This is a genomic window from Saccharothrix sp. CB00851, assembly GCF_001905065.1.
In the GTDB taxonomy this organism is placed as follows: Bacteria; Actinomycetota; Actinomycetes; order Mycobacteriales; family Pseudonocardiaceae; genus Actinosynnema.
This window is the reverse complement of record NZ_LWLC01000001.1, coordinates 755,675-772,204: the sequence shown is the minus strand read 5'-3', so window position 1 is coordinate 772,204 and position 16,530 is coordinate 755,675. Positions and strand designations below refer to the sequence as shown.

Here is a 16,530-nt window from a genome sequence, read left to right as displayed (position 1 = left end):
CCTCACGCCTTCGGAATGTTGAACAAGCTCATGAACCCGGCCGCGAAGCCCAGGTCGCCCTTGACCTTCAGCTTGCCGGTCATGAACAGCACCGGTGCCGACGCGTTGCCGGTCGCGAGCTTCAGGAACTCCACCGGTCCCAACGTCACGACGGCCCTGGGGTCACGGGTCTCGCTCTTGTTGATCGTGCACGACGCGTTCTCGATGATCGCCTCGTACACGTCGTCGCCGTCGAACCCGCCGGTGAGCCGGAAGTGCACGACGGCACGCGTGGCGCCCGCGCGTTCGCTGCGGAAGTGCACCTCCATGCGCCGGAACACCTCGTCCAGCACGCGTTCGCGCAGGCCGGGCCGCGACGTGACGGCCTCGATCTGGTCTTTGGACGCGCGCGAGATGATCCGCGCGAAGTTCTGCGGGTCCATCTTGGCCAGGTCGAGGTCGGCGCCGCCGTCGGCCAGCGCGCCCAGCGCGTCCAGCAGGTCGGCGAACTCGTCGCGGCCGAGCTTCTTCGGGTCGATGCCGCGGGCGATGACGTCGATGTCGACGTCCTTGAGCGCCGGGTCGGCCGGGTCGACCTGCCTGAGCGTTGAGATCAGCTCCTGCGGGCTGAGCTTCGCGATCGCCTCGGTGGTGAGGTCGATGGTCATGTGTGGCACCTCCGCTACCTACTGACAGGTAAGCCTACTGGCGAGTAGGTAAGGCGGCAAGGGGCGCGGAGTAATCTTGTCGCCAGCCATCCAGGGGGTGCGATGCACGCAGAGCAACCGGTCCGCCCGGGCCGGGCCAAGAGACTGCCACGCGCGGTGCGCGAGCGGCAGATCATGGACGCCGCGGTCGACGTCTTCTCGCGCTTGGGTTTCCACGCCGCGTCCATGGACGAGATCTCCGAGGTCGCGGGCATCTCCAAACCCATGCTGTACGCCTACCTGGGCTCGAAGGAAGAGCTGTTCGCCACCTGCATCCGCCGTGAGGCGACCCGGATGATGGAGGCCATCGCGAACGGCGTCGAGGCCGAGGAGCCGCCGGACGTCCAGCTGTGGAGCGGCCTGCGGGCGTTCTTCGGGTTCGTCGGCGAGAACCGCGCCAGCTGGCAGGTGCTGCACCGGCAGGCGTCCTCCCAGGGCGGTCCGTTCGCCGAGGAGCTGGCCGACATGCGCGGCCGGGCGATCAGCCTGGTGGCGGCGCTGCTGGTGCACTCGTCGGACTTCACCAACGTGCCACGGGCGGGCGACAAGGAGGCCGAGTCGCTGGCCGCGGCGCTGGTCGGTGCGGGCGAGTCGCTGGCCGACTGGTGGCTCGACAACCCCCGGGAGCCGGCGGGCGTCGTGGCCGCGCGGCTGATGAACCTGGTCTGGATGGGCTTCGGCGACCTCGTGGCGGGCAACGTCTGGCACCCGCCGTCACGCCGGGCGACCGCGGAGTAGGCGGACGCCCGGCAGCGCGCGTCAGCCGCTGATCACGCCCTCCAGGTGCGGGCGGTCCGACCACAGCGCGAACCGCCACCCGTCACCCGTGGGCGAGGACGAGAAGTCGACCGCCCCGGGCAGCAGGACCGGCGCCTTGAACCGCACGTCGACCTCGTACGCGGTCGGCAACCGCCCTTCGAACGCGACCACGCACCGCGCCTTCGACCACATCCCGTGCGCGATGGCCCGGGGGAACCCGAACGCCTTGGCCGTCAACGGGTGCAGGTGGATGGGGTTGCGGTCGCCGGACGCGGCCGCGTACCGCCGGCCGAGGTCGCCGGGCAGCCGCCACCGGGCCGTGGGCGAGGGCGGTTCGGCCCGCGGCGACGACTCCTTCGCGGCCGCACCCTCCCGGCGCAGGTAAGTCGACACGTCGACCCACACCTCCTCGCCGTCCACCGACACGGTGGTCACCACGTCGAACTGACGACCCCGCTCGTGCGGCCGCAGGTCCGCCAGCGCCACGTGCAGCGACAGCGGTTCGGCGACCCGCAGCGGCCGGTGCTGCCGGATCCGGTTGGCCACGTGCACCAGGCCGGGCAGCGGGAACGGGAAGCCGGGCCCGGTCATCAGCCGGATCTGCAGCCCGAACCCGAGCACGTGCGGGTAGGTGATCGGCAGCTCGTCGCGCACGCCGAACCCGCAGACCTTGTTGTACCGGGCCAGGTGCTCGGGGTCGACGCTGACCTCGGCGTCCAGCGACGACGTCGGCAGCTCGCCACCGCGCCGGGTGAACCCGGTCAGCGCGGCCTTGGCGTAGAGCAGGGTCAGGTTCGCCATCACGCCCCCAGCAGGCTCTGCCCGCACACGCGCACCACGTTGCCGTTCACCCCGGCCGACGCCGGGTGCGCGAACCACGCGATCGCCTCGGCCACGTCCACCGGCAGGCCGCCCTGCGACAGGCTGTTCATCCGCCGCCCCGCCTCCCGGATGAACAACGGCACCGCTGCCGTCATCCTGGTTTCGATGAACCCCGGCGCGACCGCGTTCACCGTGGCGCGGCCCGCGAGCCGCCGCGACAGGGAGTCGACCATGCCGATCACACCCGCTTTGGTGGTGGCGTAGTTGGTCTGGCCGACGTTCCCGGCGATGCCCGCGATGGACGACACGCCGACGATCCGCCCGTCGGGCCGCAACGTGTCGGCGGCGAGCAGCGCGTCGTTGACCCGTTCCTGCGACGCCAGGTTCACCGCGACCACCGCGTCCCATCGGCCCACGTCCATCCGCCCGAGCGTGCGGTCACGCGTGATGCCCGCGTTGTGCACGACGACGTCCACGCCACCGTGCCGCTGGGAGAGGTGCTCGACGATCCGCGCGGGCGCGTCCGGCGCGGTGATGTCGAGCTGGAGCGCGGTACCGCCGACCCGGTTGGCCACCACGGACAGCTCGTCGCCCTGCGCGGGCACGTCCAGGCACACCACGGTGGCGCCGTCGCGGCCCAGCACCTCGGCGATCGCCGCGCCGATGCCCCGGGCCGCACCCGTGATCAGCGCGACCTTCCCGGCCAGCGGACGATCCCAGTCCTCCGGCGCCTCGACCTCGGCCGCGCCGATCCTGATCACCTGCCCGGACACGTACGCGGACCGGCCCGACAGCAGGAACCGGACGGTCGACTCGATCGCACCCTCCCCGCCGGGCTCGACGTACACGAGCTGGGCCGTGCCGCCGCGCTTGAGCTCCTTGCCGACGCTGCGCGTGAACCCCTCCAGCGCGCGCTGCGCGATCTGCGACTCGGCATGCTCGGGCGGCGTGCCGAAGACGACCACCCGGCCGCACGGCCCGAGGGAGCGAATCACCGGCTGGAAGAACTCGTACAGCTCGCGCAAGCGCTCGACCGACTCGATGCCGGACGCGTCGAACAGCAGCGCGCCGTACCTCTCGCCCTCGGTCGTCCCGGACACCGCGTCCAGGCCGAGGGACTTCACCGCCGCGCCGACGGGATCGGCCAGCCGGCCGCCGCCACCGATCAGCACGGGTCCGTCCAGCGGGGGTTTTCCGGGTGAGTGGCGGCGCAGCGGGTACGGGTCGGGGAGACCGAGCTTGCCCACGACGAACCGCCCGAGGCCGGACCTGGCGAACGACTGGTAACGATCCATGCCGACATCACACTCCCTACTCGCTAGTAAGTCTACTGATGAGTAGGTAACATTGAGCCACCTGCCCACGATCCTGGAGGACGACATGGCCCGAGTAGCCATCCTCGGCGGCAACCGCATCCCGTTCGCCCGGTCGAACGGTCCCTACGCCACAGCGTCGAACCAGGACATGCTCACCGCCACCCTGGACGGCCTGGTGAGCCGGTTCGGGCTGCAGGGCGAACGGCTCGGCGAGGTGGTCGCGGGCGCGGTGCTCAAGCACAGTCGCGACTTCAACCTGGTCCGCGAGGCGGTGCTGGGCAGCAGCTTGTCCGCCGAGACGCCCGCCTACGACGTGCAGCAGGCGTGCGGCACCGGCCTGCAGGCGGTGATCGCGGTGGCCAACAAGATCGCGCTCGGCCAGATCGAGGTCGGCGTGGCAGGTGGCGTCGACACCACCAGCGACGCGCCGATCGGCGTGAACGAGGACCTGCGCGGCGTGCTGTTGGAGTTCAACCGGGCCCGCAGCGTCGGCGCGAAGCTCAGGACGGCCCTCAAGTTGCGCCCGAAGCACGTGGTGCCGGACATCCCGCGCAACGGCGAGCCGCGCACCGGCCTGTCCATGGGTGAGCACGCGGCCATCACCGCCCGCGAGTGGGGCATCGCGCGCGAGGACCAGGACGAACTGGCCGCCGCGAGCCACCGCAACCTCGCCGCCGCGTACGACAGGGGGTTCTTCGACGACCTGGTGACGCCGTACCTGGGCCTGACCAGGGACCAGAACCTGCGGCCGGACTCGTCGGTGGAGAAGCTGGCCAAGCTCAAGCCGGTGTTCGGCGAGGGCGAGGGCGCGACGATGACCGCGGGCAACTCCACACCGCTCAGTGACGGCGCGTCGGCCGTGCTGCTGGCGTCGGAGGAGTGGGCCGCGGCGAGGAACCTGCCCGTGCGGGCCTACCTCACGTTCACCGAGACGGCGGCCGTCGACTACGTGCACGGTGGCGAGGGCCTGCTGATGGCGCCCGCGTACGCGGTGCCGCGGATGCTGGCGCGCGCCGGGCTGTCGTTGCAGGACTTCGACTTCTACGAGATCCACGAGGCGTTCGCGTCCCAGGTGCTGGCGACGCTGAAGGCGTGGGAGGACGCGGACTTCTGCAAGGGCAGGCTCGGGCTGGACGCGCCGCTCGGCGCGATCGACCGGTCGAAGCTGAACGTCAACGGCTCGTCGCTGGCCGCCGGGCACCCGTTCGCCGCGACCGGCGCGCGGATCGTGGCCACCCTGGCGAAGCTGCTGGCGGAGCGAGGCTCGGGGCGCGGGCTGATCTCCATCTGTGCGGCGGGTGGTCAGGGAGTTACGGCGATCGTGGAGCGATGAGGCCGATCGTTAGGCCGAACGGGTGTTATTGGTAACACAACGCGTTCCCGTTCCGTTTCCAATGCATGAACCACTCACGGCTCTTCGCCGCAGTCGTGCTGGTGGCGGCGTCCTGCGCTGCCTGCGGGGAGACGTCCCGCGACACCACCACCGTGCGCATCGGGGTGACCGCGTCGGCCAACGAGCCCCGGGTCGCGCTCACCAGGACCGTCGTCGACCGCTTGGCCGAGGCGGTCGACCAGGGCGTGACCCGGGTCGTCGTGTACCGGCAGGGCGAGGACTCCGGCGGTGCGTACCTGGACGAGGACTTCACCGTCCGGGACGGCAACGAGGTGGAGAGCGACTCGGCGCTGCGCGAGCTCGGCTTCGAGCAGAACCTGAACCGGCTGACCGGGCAGCTCAGCCAGCTCGGCGGTGACAGCACCGACCTCGACCCGCTGTCCGTGCTGGCGGACATGGCGTCCGCGTCGGGGCCCGCCGTGCTCGTGCTGCAGACCAGCGGGTTGCAGACCACCGACCCGCTCGACCTGACCCGGCTGGGCCTCGACCTCGACGTGTCCGCCGTGGTGGCGTCGGTGCCGGACGACGCCCTGCCCGAGCTGACCGATAAGGACGTGATCTTCTCCGGGCTGGGCCAGGTGGTGGGCGACCAGCCCCAGTTGCCGCCGAGCGCGCGGGAGGCACTGGTCCAGCTGTGGCTCGGGATCTGCGTGAAGTTCCACGCGAAGAGCTGCACGAACGACACAGAACCGGTGCCAGGTGGTGCGTCGATCGGCCGGGCCGAGGTGCCGACCGTGCGGATCGGCGAGGTGGTTGCCTCCGACACGTCGGTGCACCTGCCGAACTCCCTGCTGTTCAAGGCGGGCAGCGACGAGCCGGCGCCCGGTGCGCGCGAGGTGCTGGCGGAGGTGGCGAAGAAGTTCGACGGTCGCACCACCGCACGGGTGGTCGCCCGCACGGCCAGCTCGGCGTCGGCGGCGTGGGCGCTCAACCTGACCCTGCGGCGCAGCGACCGGGTGGTGTCGATGCTGGTGGAGCTGGGCGTGAGCCGGGCGGCGTTCACCGAGGTCCGCGGTGCGGGCTTCGCCTCGCCCCTGGAACCGGACCTGGACAGCTACGGCGACCTGATCGCCGATGCCGCCGCCCGCAACCGCTCGGTCGTCGTCGAACTGGCCGAACCGCGAACCAGCAGCTGACCCCGCGCTCCCGCGTGTCCTACGTCCAGAACGCGAGTGTCCTACGTTCGCGTCGCGAGTGTCCTACGTTCAGGACCCCGAGTTGAACGTTCAGGACACGCGGGGCCTCAGTCGAGGAGTGCCCACGAGGCCGTGCAGCGGACCGTGACGGTGATCTGCTGCGCCTCCAGGTTCAGCTCGTCCATCTGCGGCGGCACGCCCGGCGCGCCGCCGTAGGCCGCCGTCCTCATCCGGGTCGACTCGACCGCCCAGCCCTCCGCGTCGCCGTCGGTCAGCCGGTGCAACGGCCCCAGCCGCGCGCCGAGCGCGCCGGCGTAGCCCTCGGCACGGCGGCGCGCGTCCAGCACGGCCTCGCGCTGCGCCTCGCGGACGGCGTCCGCGTCGTTCTTGAGCTGCCACGTCGGCCCGTGCAGCCACGTCGGCTCGGCGGTCACGAGCGCGCCCAGCAGGCCGTCGAGCGCGGTGACGTCGTCGACCCGCACCACGTAGTTCTGCACGGCTCGGCTGCCGGAACGGCGCTTGCCGTCCCAGTTGTCGTGCACGTTGAGCTGCCGTGACCGCACCTCGACGCCCGGGCGTTCCAACGCGGGCTCCACGCCGGCGATCCGCGTGGTCAGCCGTTCCACCGCCTCCTGCCGCGTCGAGCCCAGCGTCTCGAAGCTCACGCTCACCTCGGCGCGGTCAGCGGTCCGCTCCACCTTGCCGACGCCCTTGGTCACTACCTCAGCCATGGCACGACGCTACCGCCGATGTCGCTCGATAGCGCTATATAGCTTCCAGCCTAGATTTGGGAATACCGACCGACACGGCCTGAGTATTGGATCCGCTGTAGACACCTCGATACCTTCCGAGGATGGACCCGGTGCGCAACCCGTTCGCCCCCGGCGCGGGCCAACGGCCACCCGAGCTGGCGGGGCGCGACAAGGAGCTGGGCGCGTTCGAGGTCGTTCTCGAACGCGTGGCGCGCGGCCGGCCGGAACGCAGCCTCGTGCTCACCGGGCTGCGCGGCGTGGGCAAGACCGTGCTGCTGGGCGAGCTGCGGTCGATGGCGATGAAACGCGGCTGGGGCGCCGGGAAGATCGAGGCACGGCCCGAGGCCGGGCTGCGCCGCCCCCTGTCGGCCGCGTTGCACCGGGCGATCCGCGACCTGGCCGTGCGGCACCGCGCGCCGGACCGGGTGGAGGCCGTGCTCGGTGTGCTGAAGGCGTTCGCGCTGCGGTCCAACCCCGAGGACGCGAAGCTGCGCGACCGGTGGCAGCCGGGCATCGACGTGCCCGCGGCGGTGGGCCGGGCCGACTCCGGTGACATCGAGATCGACCTGGTGGAGCTGTTCACCGAGGTCGCCGAGCTGGCGCAGGACGTGGGCACCGGCGTGGCGCTGCTGATCGACGAGATGCAGGACGTGCCGGCGGACGACGTCTCGGCGTTGTGCGCGGCGTGCCACGAGCTGTCGCAGTCGGGCGCGCCGCTGGTCGTGGTCGGCGCCGGGCTGCCGCACCTGCCTGCCGTGCTGTCGGCGTCGAAGTCGTACTCGGAGCGGCTGTTCCGGTACGTGCGGATCGACCGGCTCTCGCGGGAGGACGCCGACCGCGCCGTGCTGGCGCCCGTGGACCGGGAGGAGGCGGGCATCGAGCCGGAGGCGTTGGACGCGCTGTTCGACGCCTCGGGCGGCTACCCGTACTTCATCCAGGCCTACGGCAAGGCGGCGTGGGACGCGGCGCCCGCCGACCCGATCACGGCGACGGACGTGGCGGTGGCCGCGCCGGAGGCGGACGCCGAGCTGGCGGTCGGGTTCTTCGGGTCGCGGTACGAGCGGGCGACGCCGGCCGAGCGGGAGTACCTGCGGGCGATGGCGGAGCGGACCGACGGCAAGGACGCGGGCGTGAACACCGCGCAGGTGGCCGAGCACCTGGGGCGCAAGCCGTCGTCGTTGTCGCCCGCCCGGGACAGCTTGATCAAGAAGGGGCTCGTGTACTCGGCCGAACGCGGGCAGATCGCGTTCACCGTGCCGCACTTCGGCCGGTTCCTGCTCGGCCGTGAAGACTGACGTCCCGCTGACCTGCGGTTATTCGCTCGCTTCGGTCGCATCGGGTGTTCTAGCGTGCACGCTAGAGAGTTGCCGGCTGCGCATCCGGTCCAGCAGGTGTCCCCCAGGCGAATCGTCAGGGACAACGCGGTGGCCGCCGATGATTCGTCGGCATGTGCGGCACCTCACCGGATAATCGGGTGCTTTCGAGCGCGCGAGGGTGCATACTTGAGGCACACACCGAGGAAGACCTTTGAGAGGGATGAACCCCCGATGAACTTCACTGCGAAGCTCCGCGCTCGTCGTGTCGAGGCTCGCAACCGCAAGGCTGTCGCCCGCGCGATCGACATGGCGCCCACCCCGGCCATGCGTCACGAGCTGATGGCGATCGCCCAGGCCCAGGTGACGACCCTCCGCTGAGGGGGACCTTCCTCCGGCGCGCGTGACGACCACCCGATCGACACCGGGTGTGCGCCCCGTCGTCCGCGCTCTGGCGAAGGGGTAACGACGAAGCCCTGCCGCACCTCCCGCGCGGCAGGGCTTCGTCACTTCAAAACGTGATCCCCGTCACACCCTATAGGGGATGTAACGGCACCCGATCGTGTATCGATGTTCCCAGTGACCCCGCGGTGCTGTCGGACCCCCGACCTGGCAGCACCGCGGGGTTTCCCATGAGCGGCTACTTGGCCGTCGCCGAGCCGTTCCAGGTGTCGTCCGGCGTCCTGTGGGCGCGCCTGATCTCCACAATGTCCCCCTGCGTGTTCATGTCTGTCCCCCAATGGACCACTCCATGGTGCCATCGGGGTACGACAGTTTCATGAGGGTTTGCTGAGAGCATGACCCGATGACGCACCCGCTCCTGGTCGTGGACGCCGCCAACGTCGTCGGCTCGGTACCGGACGGCTGGTGGCGCGACCGCGCCGGTGCCGCCGCCCGCCTGCGCGACGACCTCGTCGCCGTGGCCGAGCACGGCCTGCCGGCCCTCCCGGGCCCGCTGGAAGTGGTCCTCGTGGTCGAGGGCAAGGCGCGGCACGTCGAGTCGGTGCCCGGTGTGCGGGTCGTGTCCGCGCCGGGTTCGGGTGACGACGCGATCGTGGACGTGGTCCGCGCCAACCCGGACCGCCCGTGCACGGTGGTCACCGCCGACCGCGTCCTCCGCGACCGCGTGGCGGCCCTCGACGCCGACGTCCTCGGCCCCCGTGCGGTCCGCCGCCCCGGCTAGCGGATTGACGAACATCGCCCGGGTGGGTTCTCATCATTTTCAGCACACGCCGCCGTGCTGCTGCGAAATGACGCGTGAGATCGAATAACTACCCCTCCGGGAGCAGTTGATGATCCCTCAGCAAACGCATCGGCCGGACCTCGACGAATGGGCCCGCGAGTTGTTGCGGAGCACCGACGACTGGATCGTCGACAGCGGCGTGGAACGGCTGCTGGCGCACGAGTTCGCCACCACCGACCCGCGCAAATGGCACTGGGTCGACGTGTACCCGCGGTGGCCGAAGGAGCCCGACTCGGCGCCGACGCGGATGCTGGACGATTGGCGTTCGCAGGAGTGGCGGCGGATCGAATTCCTCTACCTGCACCTGCCTTACTGCGCCCAGCGGTGCCACTTCTGCTACTACTTCATCTCGACCGACACGAGCCGTTCGGGTGATTACCTGACCGCGTTGCGGAAAGAGGTGCGGACATTCCTCTCACGGTTGCCCGCCGACGCCACCGCCGGTGACCTGTTCTTCGGCGGCGGCACGCCGTCGATGATGGCGGTGGACGACCTGCGCACCCTCTACGACGAGGTGTACGAGCACATCGCCCAGGACCGGATCGGCATGGTCACGCTCGAACTGCACCCGCGCACCATGCGCAAGGACATCCACCGGCTGGCGGAGTCCGGGCACATCCGGCGGGTGAGCGCGGGCGTGCAGAGCTTCAGCCGACCGGTGCTGGAGGCCAACGGCCGCATCTACGTCGAGCCGGACCGCATCCGGAAGGTGTGCGCGCGGTTCATCGAGGCGGGCGTCGAGCACATCGGCCTGGACTTCATGGTGGGCCTGCACACCCAGACCGCCGACGACGTGCTGACCGACGTGCGGCACATCCACGCGCTGGCACAGGAGGGGCTGATCGACTCGGTGAGCGTGTACCCGCGCAGCTTCACCGAGATCTGGGGCCCGTTCTCCGGCGAGGTCGTGGACGAGCGCGTGCTGGCCGAGAAGTTCCGCTGCCACCTGCTCTACCGGCACTTCTTCGCCGAACTGGGCTGGCGGGAAGGCCCGATGTACCTGTTCACCGCCCCGACGTTCAACGCCGCCGTGCCCAGCGCGCTCGTCGCCGCCACCGCGACCGCCCAGTCACTGGCCTTCGGCAACAGCGCGCGCTCCAGCTTCGGCGACACCCAGTACCTCAACCGCCGCGACCCCGACGACTACGTGCGGGGCATCGAGGAGCACGGCGGCGCCACGTGGGCCGACGTCCCGTTCACCCGAGCCGTCCGCAACCGCAGGCACCTGCACTTCGGCGTGAAACGGGGCCACTTCGACGAGGCGGACCTCCCGGCCGAACCGACAGCCGCCGAACGCGCACAGCTGGACGAGGTCACCGAGGACCTCACCCGCCGCGAACTGGTCGTCCGCAACGGCACCAGGGTCGAACTCACCCAACTGGGCATGCTCCTGGTCGAACTGGTGCACCAGGAGTACGACCGGACGTTCCCCGAGCCCGACTCCGTCGATCGCCGGTAGGTCAACTCGGCCACGTGCTGAAGTGCCGCCGACATGCCTTCGCGAACCCAGGACAACCGTGTCCTTCGTTGCCCAACACGTCGAGCAGGTCATCCACCGACCGCGGAGCACGGCGGTACCGGGAGGCCTGCCGTCGCAACGCCGAGTGGACAGCATCGGGGAACAGGTCGAGCTGGTCCTGCAGGAAGTCGTCCTGGTGTAGGGCCACGACGTCGTACTGCCGGAGCACCCTGTCCGGGAAGTCCTTCAAGTTCTCGGTCACCAGGACCTCGGCGCCACCTCTGACGGCTGCGGCGAGCACGTGCCGGTCGTGGGGGTGGTTCTCCATCGAGTCGATCAAATGCTCATAACCCATGACCCGGGCATCGGGGAAGTGGCGGCTCATCTGGTCGATGCGGTGGGCCACCTGTTCCGCCGTCGCACCGCGCTTGCGCAGGTTGCGGTCGAGTTCGGTGAGCACACCCTCAGACCAGAGCGGTCGGTAGACCCGGCACTCGGCGATGCTCAGAAGCGTGTCGCACAGGTAGGGCTTGAGCAGTACGCAGGTGTCGAGGAAGACGGGGAACAAGGGTCACCTGTGCTCGTCGGTCGGCATCCGCTCGAACGGCGTGTCCAGCGGAAGGTCGTACAGGCCGTCGTCCTCGCCGGTTCGCACCATCTCGTCCAGGCCTGCCGCGCGTGCCCGGCGGGCGCGTTCCTGGTACGCGAGCAGGTCGGCCAGTCGGACCCGGCGATGCCGGTTCGGCTGCTCGTACGGGATCTCCCCCGCTTCGAGCAGGCGAACCAGGGTCGGCCGCGAGACGCCGAGCAGTTGCGCGGCCTCGCTCGTGGTCAGGACGGTGTGCTGAGGTGCGACGGTGATCGCCAGCCCTTGTGACATGGCGACCACCACGCTGCGGAGCACGTCGAACACCTCGGCGGGCAGGTCCAGTCGAGTGCCGTCCGGTGCGAGCAGTGCGGCGGTTCCCCCGCCCGGGCGGGCCAGTGCCGCGACCCAGGACGACAGTGCGTCCGGACTCGCCGGCGGCAACAGCGTGCGTTCCACCATGGTCGCTGTCATGCGCCCAGGGTAACGCGAAACGAACAAAACGAAAGCTTCGTCATCCACATGGTGGACAAGGGAACATGTCGGTGTGCGAGTCGTGTTGGATCGGGACGTGACGACCGCACAACGACGCCGTGCCCGTGTCCGCGCCCCCGAGCTGGTGGGCCGCGGCTGGCTCAACACGGGTGGGCGGGACATCAGGTTGGCCGACCTGCGCGGCAAGGTGGTGCTGCTCGACTTCTGGTCGTTCTGCTGCATCAACTGCCTGCACGTGCTGGACGAGCTGCGCCCGCTCGAAGCCGAGTTCGCCGACGTCCTGGTCACCGTCGGCGTGCACTCGCCCAAGTTCGCGCACGAGGCGGAGGCCGCGGCGCTCGAGGCGGCCGTCGAGCGGTACGAGGTGGAGCACCCCGTGCTGGACGACCCCGAGCTGACCACGTGGCAGGACTACGCGGTGAAGGCGTGGCCGACGCTCGTCCTGGTCGACCCGGAGGGCTACGTCGTGCACGTCGCCTCCGGCGAGGGTCACCTGGACGCGCTGCGCCAGATCGTGTCCGAGCTCGTCGCCGAGCATGACGCCAAGGGCACCCTGCACCGCGGCGACGGCCCGTACGTCGCCCCACCGCCCCGTGAGACCGAACTCCGCTTCCCGGCCAAAGCGGTCCTGACCGGCAACGACACCCTCCTGGTCAGCGACTCCGCGCACCACGGGCTGGTCGAGCTCGAACTCGACGGCGAGACCGTGGTCCGGCGCATCGGCACCGGTGAACGCGGCCGCCGCGACGGCCTGGAGCCCACCTTCTCCGAACCCGCCGGCATCGCGCTGCTGCCCGACGACGTCGCCGCCGAGGTCGGCTACCACGCGGTCGTCGCCGACACGGTCAACCACCTCCTGCGCGGCCTGAACCTGGACACCGGCGAGGTCACCACCGTCGCGGGCACGGGCGAGCAGTGGCGCGACGGCGACACCGACGGCCCGGCCGGGGCGATCGACCTCACCAGCCCGTGGGACGTCACGTGGTGGGAACCCGCGGGTGGCGTCGTCATCGCGATGGCGGGCAACCACACGCTGGGCCTGTTCAAGCCGCGGGAACGCCGCGTCGAGCGCCTGGCCGGCACCACCGTCGAAGGCCTGCACGACGGTCCGGCCGCGGAGGCGTTCTTCGCCCAGACCTCCGGCTTGGCCGCCAACGGCGACCGGCTCTGGCTGGTCGACTCGGAGACCTCCGCGCTGCGCCGGCTGGACGCCGACCGCACCGTGCACACCGTGATCGGCAAGGGCCTGTTCGACTTCGGCCACCGCGACGGCCAGGCCGACCAGGCGCTGCTCCAGCACCCGCTGGGCGTGACCGTGCTGCCCGGCGGCCAGGTCGCGATCGCCGACACCTACAACGGCGCCATCCGCCGCTACGACCCGGCGACCGGCGAGGTGTCCACCCTGGCCACGGACGTCGCCGAGCCGTCCGACGCGGTCCTGGTCGACGGTGAGCTGGTCGTCGTCGCCTCCGCCGCGCACCGCCTGGAACGGCCGGTCGCGCCCGGTGCGAAGCTGGTCAGCGGGCAGGCGCACCAGGTGCGCAGGCCGCCGTCGGTGATCGCGTCGGGCGAGGTCGAGCTCGCGGTCGTGTTCACCCCGCCGACCGGCCAGAAGCTGGACGACCGGTTCGGCCCGTCCACCCGCCTGGAGATCACCAGCTCCCCGCCGGAGCTGCTGGCCTCGGGCGCGGGCGTCGGCACGGACCTGGTCCGCGTGCTGCACGTCGCCGAGGGCTTCACCGAGGGCGTCCTGCACGTCGTCGCCCAGGCCGCGAGCTGCACCGACGACCCGAGCGTCGAGCACCCGGTGTGCAAACTGGCCCGCCAGGACTGGGGCGTTCCGATCCGCGTGGTAAAGGACGGCCCCCGGCGGCTACCCCTGATGATGGGTGGCCTCGACGAAGCCATCTAGACTCTGCTGGTGCCCGATGTCAAGCTCGAAATCCAGATGCTGCACGACCGCGTGATGGTGCGGATCTCCCCGGAGGACGGCGAACGCCGCAGCAGCGGTGGCATCGTGATCCCGGCGACCGCCCAGATGGCGAAGCGCCTGGCCTGGGGAGACGTGCTCGGGGTCGGCACCAACGTGCGGCACGTCAAGGTCGGCGACCGGGTGCTGTTCAACCCGGAGGACCAGTTCGAGGTCGAGGTGCAGGGCAGCACCTACCTCGTGATGAGGGAACGGGACGTGCACGCGACCGCGACCGAGCGGACCGAGCACGGGACCGGCCTCTACCTGTGACCAGAACGGTCGAGACCTGTGAACCACCCGACCGTGATCGACGTGTGACGACGTTCGGGTAAGCAGTCCCAGGACCTTGCGAGAGGCAAGAGGGGGAGCGGTGCCGGAGAACCAGCGACCGGAGTACGACGCTGAGCGGACCAAGGCCATGGAGCCGGTCCGCCCGTCGGGCACCGCTGCGGAACGGACGTCGAAGCTCACGGCCGGTGAGGCCGAGTGGCCGCAGGAGGAGCCGGACGCGGAGCCGGACGCCTCGGCCACGGTCCGTGACGTGACGCCGCCGTCCGCCGCCGGTGACAACGCGGACGCCCCGCCGAGCGTCTCTCACAACGTGACGCAGCAACACCCGACGCGCAACGCGCAGCAGAACCCGCCGAGGGGCGCGGACGCCACCCAGGCGATCACGCCGCCCGGCGAGCGGACGCGCGCCCACGCCTCGCCCGCCGAGCGGACCCAGGTGATCGCCACGCCGCCCGGCGGTTTCGGCCGGCCGCAGCCGCAGCCCTCGCCGTCGGAGGCCACCACGGTGTTCGCCACGCCGGTCTCCGCGCCGGAGCCGGAGGCGACCGTCTACGGCCCGGTCATGGTCGACGGCGACCCGGAGGCCGACGACGCGGACGCCCGCCGCAAGCGGTTGCGCAAGGGCGGCCTGATCGCCGCCGCGGTGCTCGGCGTGCTGGTCGTCCTGTACGGCCTGGACCTGGTCATCTCGGGCGGCAACGTGCCGCGCGGCGTGACCGTGGCGGGCGTGGACGTCGGCGGTATGAGCCACCCCGAGGCCGAGCAGAAGCTGCACGACGAGATCGGTCCCCGCCTGGCCGCGCCGGTGAAGGCGCGCGCGGGCGACGTCGAGACCACCGTCGACCCCAAGGCGGCCGGCCTGGAGCTGGACTGGACGGCCACGCTGGACCGCGCGGGCAGCCAGCCGCTGTCCCCGATCACCCGCATCACCTCGTTCTTCACCACGCGCGAGGTCGGCTTCTCCACCCGCAGCGACGAGGGCAAGCTGGCCGCCGCGCTGGAGGCGCTGCGCGCCCAGACCGACCACGAGCCCACCGAGGGCACCATCCGCTTCGAGGGCGCGACGCCGGTCGCCGTCGACCCGCGGCAGGGCCAGAAGCTGGACGTGACCGGCGCGGCGCAGAGCCTGCTCGCCGACTGGGCCGACGGCGGCACGGTCGAGCTGCCGGTGGCCACCACCCCGGTCAAGACGACCAAGGAGGGCGTGCAGAAGGCGCTGGCCGAGGTCGCCAAGCCCGCTACGGCCGCACCGCTGATCATCCAGGGCGAGGGCAAGGACGCGACCCTCACGCCCGAGATGCTGGCCACCGTGCTGGTGTTCGAGCCGGCCGACGACGGGGGCCTGACCGCGAAGGTCGACAACGCCAAGCTCGTCGAGCACGCCGGTCCGCAGCTGAAGGACACCGAGAAGGAGGGCAAGGACGCCCAGATCGTGTTCGAGGGCGGCCGGCCGGTGGTCAAGGAGTCGGTCGACGGCCGGGGCATCGATTGGGAGAAGTCCCTGACCACGGTGCTCGACGTGCTCAAGCGCGACAACGAGCGCGCGATCAAGGCCGAGTACAAGCACACGCCCGCGAAGGTGACCACCGAGCAGGCGAACAAGATGGGCATCAAGGAGGTCATCGGCGAGTTTCAGACCGGTGGCTTCGTGGCCGCGTCCGGCACCAACATCCGCGTCGTGGCCGAGAAGGTCAACGGCGCGATCGTGAAGCCGGGCGAGACGTTCAGCCTGAACGGCTACACCGGTCCGCGCGGTCTCGCGCAGGGCTACGTCGAGGCGGGCATCATCGAGAACGGCGTGCCCGGCAAGGCGGTCGGCGGCGGCATCTCCCAGTTCGCCACCACGCTCTACAACGCCGCCTACCACGCGGGCATGAAGGACGCCGGCCACAAGGAGCACAGCTACTGGATCTCGCGGTACCCGAAGGGACGCGAGGCCACGGTGTTCATGGACGGCGCGGGCAACAGCCTGATCGACATCAAGTTCACCAACCCGGACGACACCGGGGTGGCGATCCAGACGATCTGGACCCCGTCCTCGATCAAGATCGTGCTCTGGGGCACCAAGAACTACGACGTGACGGGTTCGACCAGCGCCGAGTTCAACCACACCGAGCCGCAGGAGCGCAAGGTCGACAAGCCGGACTGCCAGCCGAGCCCCGGCGCGCGCGGCTTCTCGGTGACCGACACGCGCACCATCACCGACCGCCGCACCGGCCAGACCCGCCAGGAGAGCCGGACCGTCCGGTACGACCCGCAGTTCAAGATCGTCTGCGAGCCGCCGCCGCCACCGCCCGGCGGCTGACC

General features: G+C 70.8%; 16 protein-coding genes. 10 read left to right on the top strand and 6 right to left on the bottom strand.

The features are described 5' to 3' along the window. Positions 1–2: 2 nt before the first annotated feature. Positions 3–647 (bottom strand): SCP2 sterol-binding domain-containing protein, encoded by a 645-nt coding sequence (locus A6A25_RS03865; RefSeq protein ID WP_073886253.1) that lies wholly within the window; start codon positions 645–647, stop codon positions 3–5. Positions 648–749: 102 nt separating this feature from the next. Here A6A25_RS03865 and A6A25_RS03860 point away from each other — a divergent pair, with 102 nt between their 5' ends. Beyond that, positions 750–1,424 carry a TetR/AcrR family transcriptional regulator gene (locus tag A6A25_RS03860; RefSeq protein ID WP_073886252.1) on the top strand — a complete coding sequence of 225 codons (675 nt, stop codon included), beginning with the start codon at positions 750–752 and terminating at the stop codon, positions 1,422–1,424. A 21-nt stretch (positions 1,425–1,445) separates the two neighbouring features. Here A6A25_RS03860 and A6A25_RS03855 read toward each other — a convergent pair whose 3' ends face one another. Together A6A25_RS03855 and A6A25_RS03850 are read right to left on the bottom strand one after the other, a co-directional pair. Further along, the gene (locus A6A25_RS03855) at positions 1,446–2,246 is read right to left on the bottom strand and encodes a MaoC/PaaZ C-terminal domain-containing protein (RefSeq protein WP_073886251.1); all 801 of its coding nucleotides are present in this window, start codon (positions 2,244–2,246) and stop codon (positions 1,446–1,448) included. After that, positions 2,246–3,562, bottom strand: coding sequence for a 3-oxoacyl-ACP reductase (locus A6A25_RS03850; protein WP_073886250.1), 1,317 nt, complete (start codon positions 3,560–3,562; stop codon positions 2,246–2,248). Before A6A25_RS03850 ends, A6A25_RS03855 begins: the two co-directional genes overlap by 1 nt. Positions 3,563–3,647: 85 nt before the next feature. On the opposite strand from A6A25_RS03850, the gene A6A25_RS03845 reads away from it, so the two are divergent. Together A6A25_RS03845 and A6A25_RS03840 are read left to right on the top strand one after the other, a co-directional pair. Continuing rightward, positions 3,648–4,916 (top strand): acetyl-CoA C-acetyltransferase, encoded by a 1,269-nt coding sequence (locus tag A6A25_RS03845; RefSeq protein WP_073886420.1) that lies wholly within the window; start codon positions 3,648–3,650, stop codon positions 4,914–4,916. 65 nt (positions 4,917–4,981) lie between these two features. After that, positions 4,982–6,112, top strand: a complete 1,131-nt coding sequence (locus A6A25_RS03840) for a hypothetical protein (protein ID WP_073886249.1) — start codon at positions 4,982–4,984, stop codon at positions 6,110–6,112. Positions 6,113–6,219: 107 nt separating this feature from the next. Here A6A25_RS03840 and A6A25_RS03835 read toward each other — a convergent pair whose 3' ends face one another. Further along, positions 6,220–6,843: an SIMPL domain-containing protein gene (locus tag A6A25_RS03835; RefSeq protein WP_073886248.1), complete on the bottom strand. Its 624-nt coding sequence runs from the start codon at positions 6,841–6,843 to the stop codon at positions 6,220–6,222. Positions 6,844–6,965: 122 nt separating this feature from the next. Here A6A25_RS03835 and A6A25_RS03830 point away from each other — a divergent pair, with 122 nt between their 5' ends. The 4 genes from A6A25_RS03830 to A6A25_RS03820 all read left to right on the top strand — a co-directional run bounded on the left by A6A25_RS03830 (position 6,966) and on the right by A6A25_RS03820 (position 10,879). Continuing rightward, a complete protein-coding gene (locus tag A6A25_RS03830; RefSeq protein WP_073886247.1) occupies positions 6,966–8,159 on the top strand; it encodes an ATP-binding protein in 1,194 nt (397 codons plus the stop codon). 252 nt (positions 8,160–8,411) lie between these two features. After that, positions 8,412–8,558 carry a hypothetical protein gene (locus A6A25_RS44575; protein WP_170211556.1) on the top strand — a complete coding sequence of 49 codons (147 nt, stop codon included), beginning with the start codon at positions 8,412–8,414 and terminating at the stop codon, positions 8,556–8,558. A 424-nt stretch (positions 8,559–8,982) separates the two neighbouring features. Then, positions 8,983–9,360 carry an NTP pyrophosphohydrolase gene (locus tag A6A25_RS03825; protein ID WP_073886246.1) on the top strand — a complete coding sequence of 126 codons (378 nt, stop codon included), beginning with the start codon at positions 8,983–8,985 and terminating at the stop codon, positions 9,358–9,360. 109 nt (positions 9,361–9,469) lie between these two features. Beyond that, a complete protein-coding gene (locus A6A25_RS03820; protein ID WP_083667861.1) occupies positions 9,470–10,879 on the top strand; it encodes a radical SAM protein in 1,410 nt (469 codons plus the stop codon). Between the two features lies 1 nt (position 10,880). Here the strand turns inward: A6A25_RS03820 and A6A25_RS03815 are convergent, their stop codons facing one another. Further along, positions 10,881–11,447 (bottom strand): PIN domain-containing protein, encoded by a 567-nt coding sequence (locus A6A25_RS03815; protein ID WP_073886244.1) that lies wholly within the window; start codon positions 11,445–11,447, stop codon positions 10,881–10,883. A gap of 3 nt (positions 11,448–11,450) precedes the next feature. Continuing rightward, positions 11,451–11,939, bottom strand: a complete 489-nt coding sequence (locus tag A6A25_RS03810) for a helix-turn-helix domain-containing protein (protein ID WP_073886243.1) — start codon at positions 11,937–11,939, stop codon at positions 11,451–11,453. A 73-nt stretch (positions 11,940–12,012) separates the two neighbouring features. On the opposite strand from A6A25_RS03810, the gene A6A25_RS03805 reads away from it, so the two are divergent. The 3 genes from A6A25_RS03805 to A6A25_RS03795 all read left to right on the top strand — a co-directional run bounded on the left by A6A25_RS03805 (position 12,013) and on the right by A6A25_RS03795 (position 16,528). Continuing rightward, entirely contained in the window at positions 12,013–13,872 is a 1,860-nt protein-coding gene (locus A6A25_RS03805; protein WP_241828480.1) for an NHL domain-containing thioredoxin family protein, read from the top strand. 36 nt (positions 13,873–13,908) lie between these two features. Continuing rightward, complete coding sequence (locus A6A25_RS03800) at positions 13,909–14,202, top strand: GroES family chaperonin (protein WP_073886419.1); 294 nt, start codon at positions 13,909–13,911, stop codon at positions 14,200–14,202. 100 nt (positions 14,203–14,302) lie between these two features. Beyond that, positions 14,303–16,528 (top strand): VanW family protein, encoded by a 2,226-nt coding sequence (locus tag A6A25_RS03795; protein ID WP_073886242.1) that lies wholly within the window; start codon positions 14,303–14,305, stop codon positions 16,526–16,528. Positions 16,529–16,530: the final 2 nt, after the last annotated feature.

What these genes read in the sequence shown, in the direction of transcription:
- A6A25_RS03855 (WP_073886251.1), bottom strand. Translation starts at nt 2,246, where the DNA reads ATGGCGAACCTGACCCTGCTCTACGCCAAGGCCGCGCTGACCGGGTTC.
- A6A25_RS03800 (WP_073886419.1), top strand. Translation starts at nt 13,909, where the DNA reads ATGCTGCACGACCGCGTGATGGTGCGGATCTCCCCGGAGGACGGCGAA.
- A6A25_RS03810 (WP_073886243.1), bottom strand. Translation starts at nt 11,939, where the DNA reads ATGACAGCGACCATGGTGGAACGCACGCTGTTGCCGCCGGCGAGTCCG.
- A6A25_RS44575 (WP_170211556.1), top strand. Translation starts at nt 8,412, where the DNA reads ATGAACTTCACTGCGAAGCTCCGCGCTCGTCGTGTCGAGGCTCGCAAC.
- A6A25_RS03820 (WP_083667861.1), top strand. Translation starts at nt 9,470, where the DNA reads ATGATCCCTCAGCAAACGCATCGGCCGGACCTCGACGAATGGGCCCGC.
- A6A25_RS03830 (WP_073886247.1), top strand. Translation starts at nt 6,966, where the DNA reads ATGGACCCGGTGCGCAACCCGTTCGCCCCCGGCGCGGGCCAACGGCCA.
- A6A25_RS03850 (WP_073886250.1), bottom strand. Translation starts at nt 3,562, where the DNA reads ATGGATCGTTACCAGTCGTTCGCCAGGTCCGGCCTCGGGCGGTTCGTC.
- A6A25_RS03835 (WP_073886248.1), bottom strand. Translation starts at nt 6,843, where the DNA reads ATGGCTGAGGTAGTGACCAAGGGCGTCGGCAAGGTGGAGCGGACCGCT.
- A6A25_RS03865 (WP_073886253.1), bottom strand. Translation starts at nt 647, where the DNA reads ATGACCATCGACCTCACCACCGAGGCGATCGCGAAGCTCAGCCCGCAG.
- A6A25_RS03845 (WP_073886420.1), top strand. Translation starts at nt 3,648, where the DNA reads ATGGCCCGAGTAGCCATCCTCGGCGGCAACCGCATCCCGTTCGCCCGG.
- A6A25_RS03860 (WP_073886252.1), top strand. Translation starts at nt 750, where the DNA reads ATGCACGCAGAGCAACCGGTCCGCCCGGGCCGGGCCAAGAGACTGCCA.
- A6A25_RS03840 (WP_073886249.1), top strand. Translation starts at nt 4,982, where the DNA reads ATGAACCACTCACGGCTCTTCGCCGCAGTCGTGCTGGTGGCGGCGTCC.
- A6A25_RS03825 (WP_073886246.1), top strand. Translation starts at nt 8,983, where the DNA reads ATGACGCACCCGCTCCTGGTCGTGGACGCCGCCAACGTCGTCGGCTCG.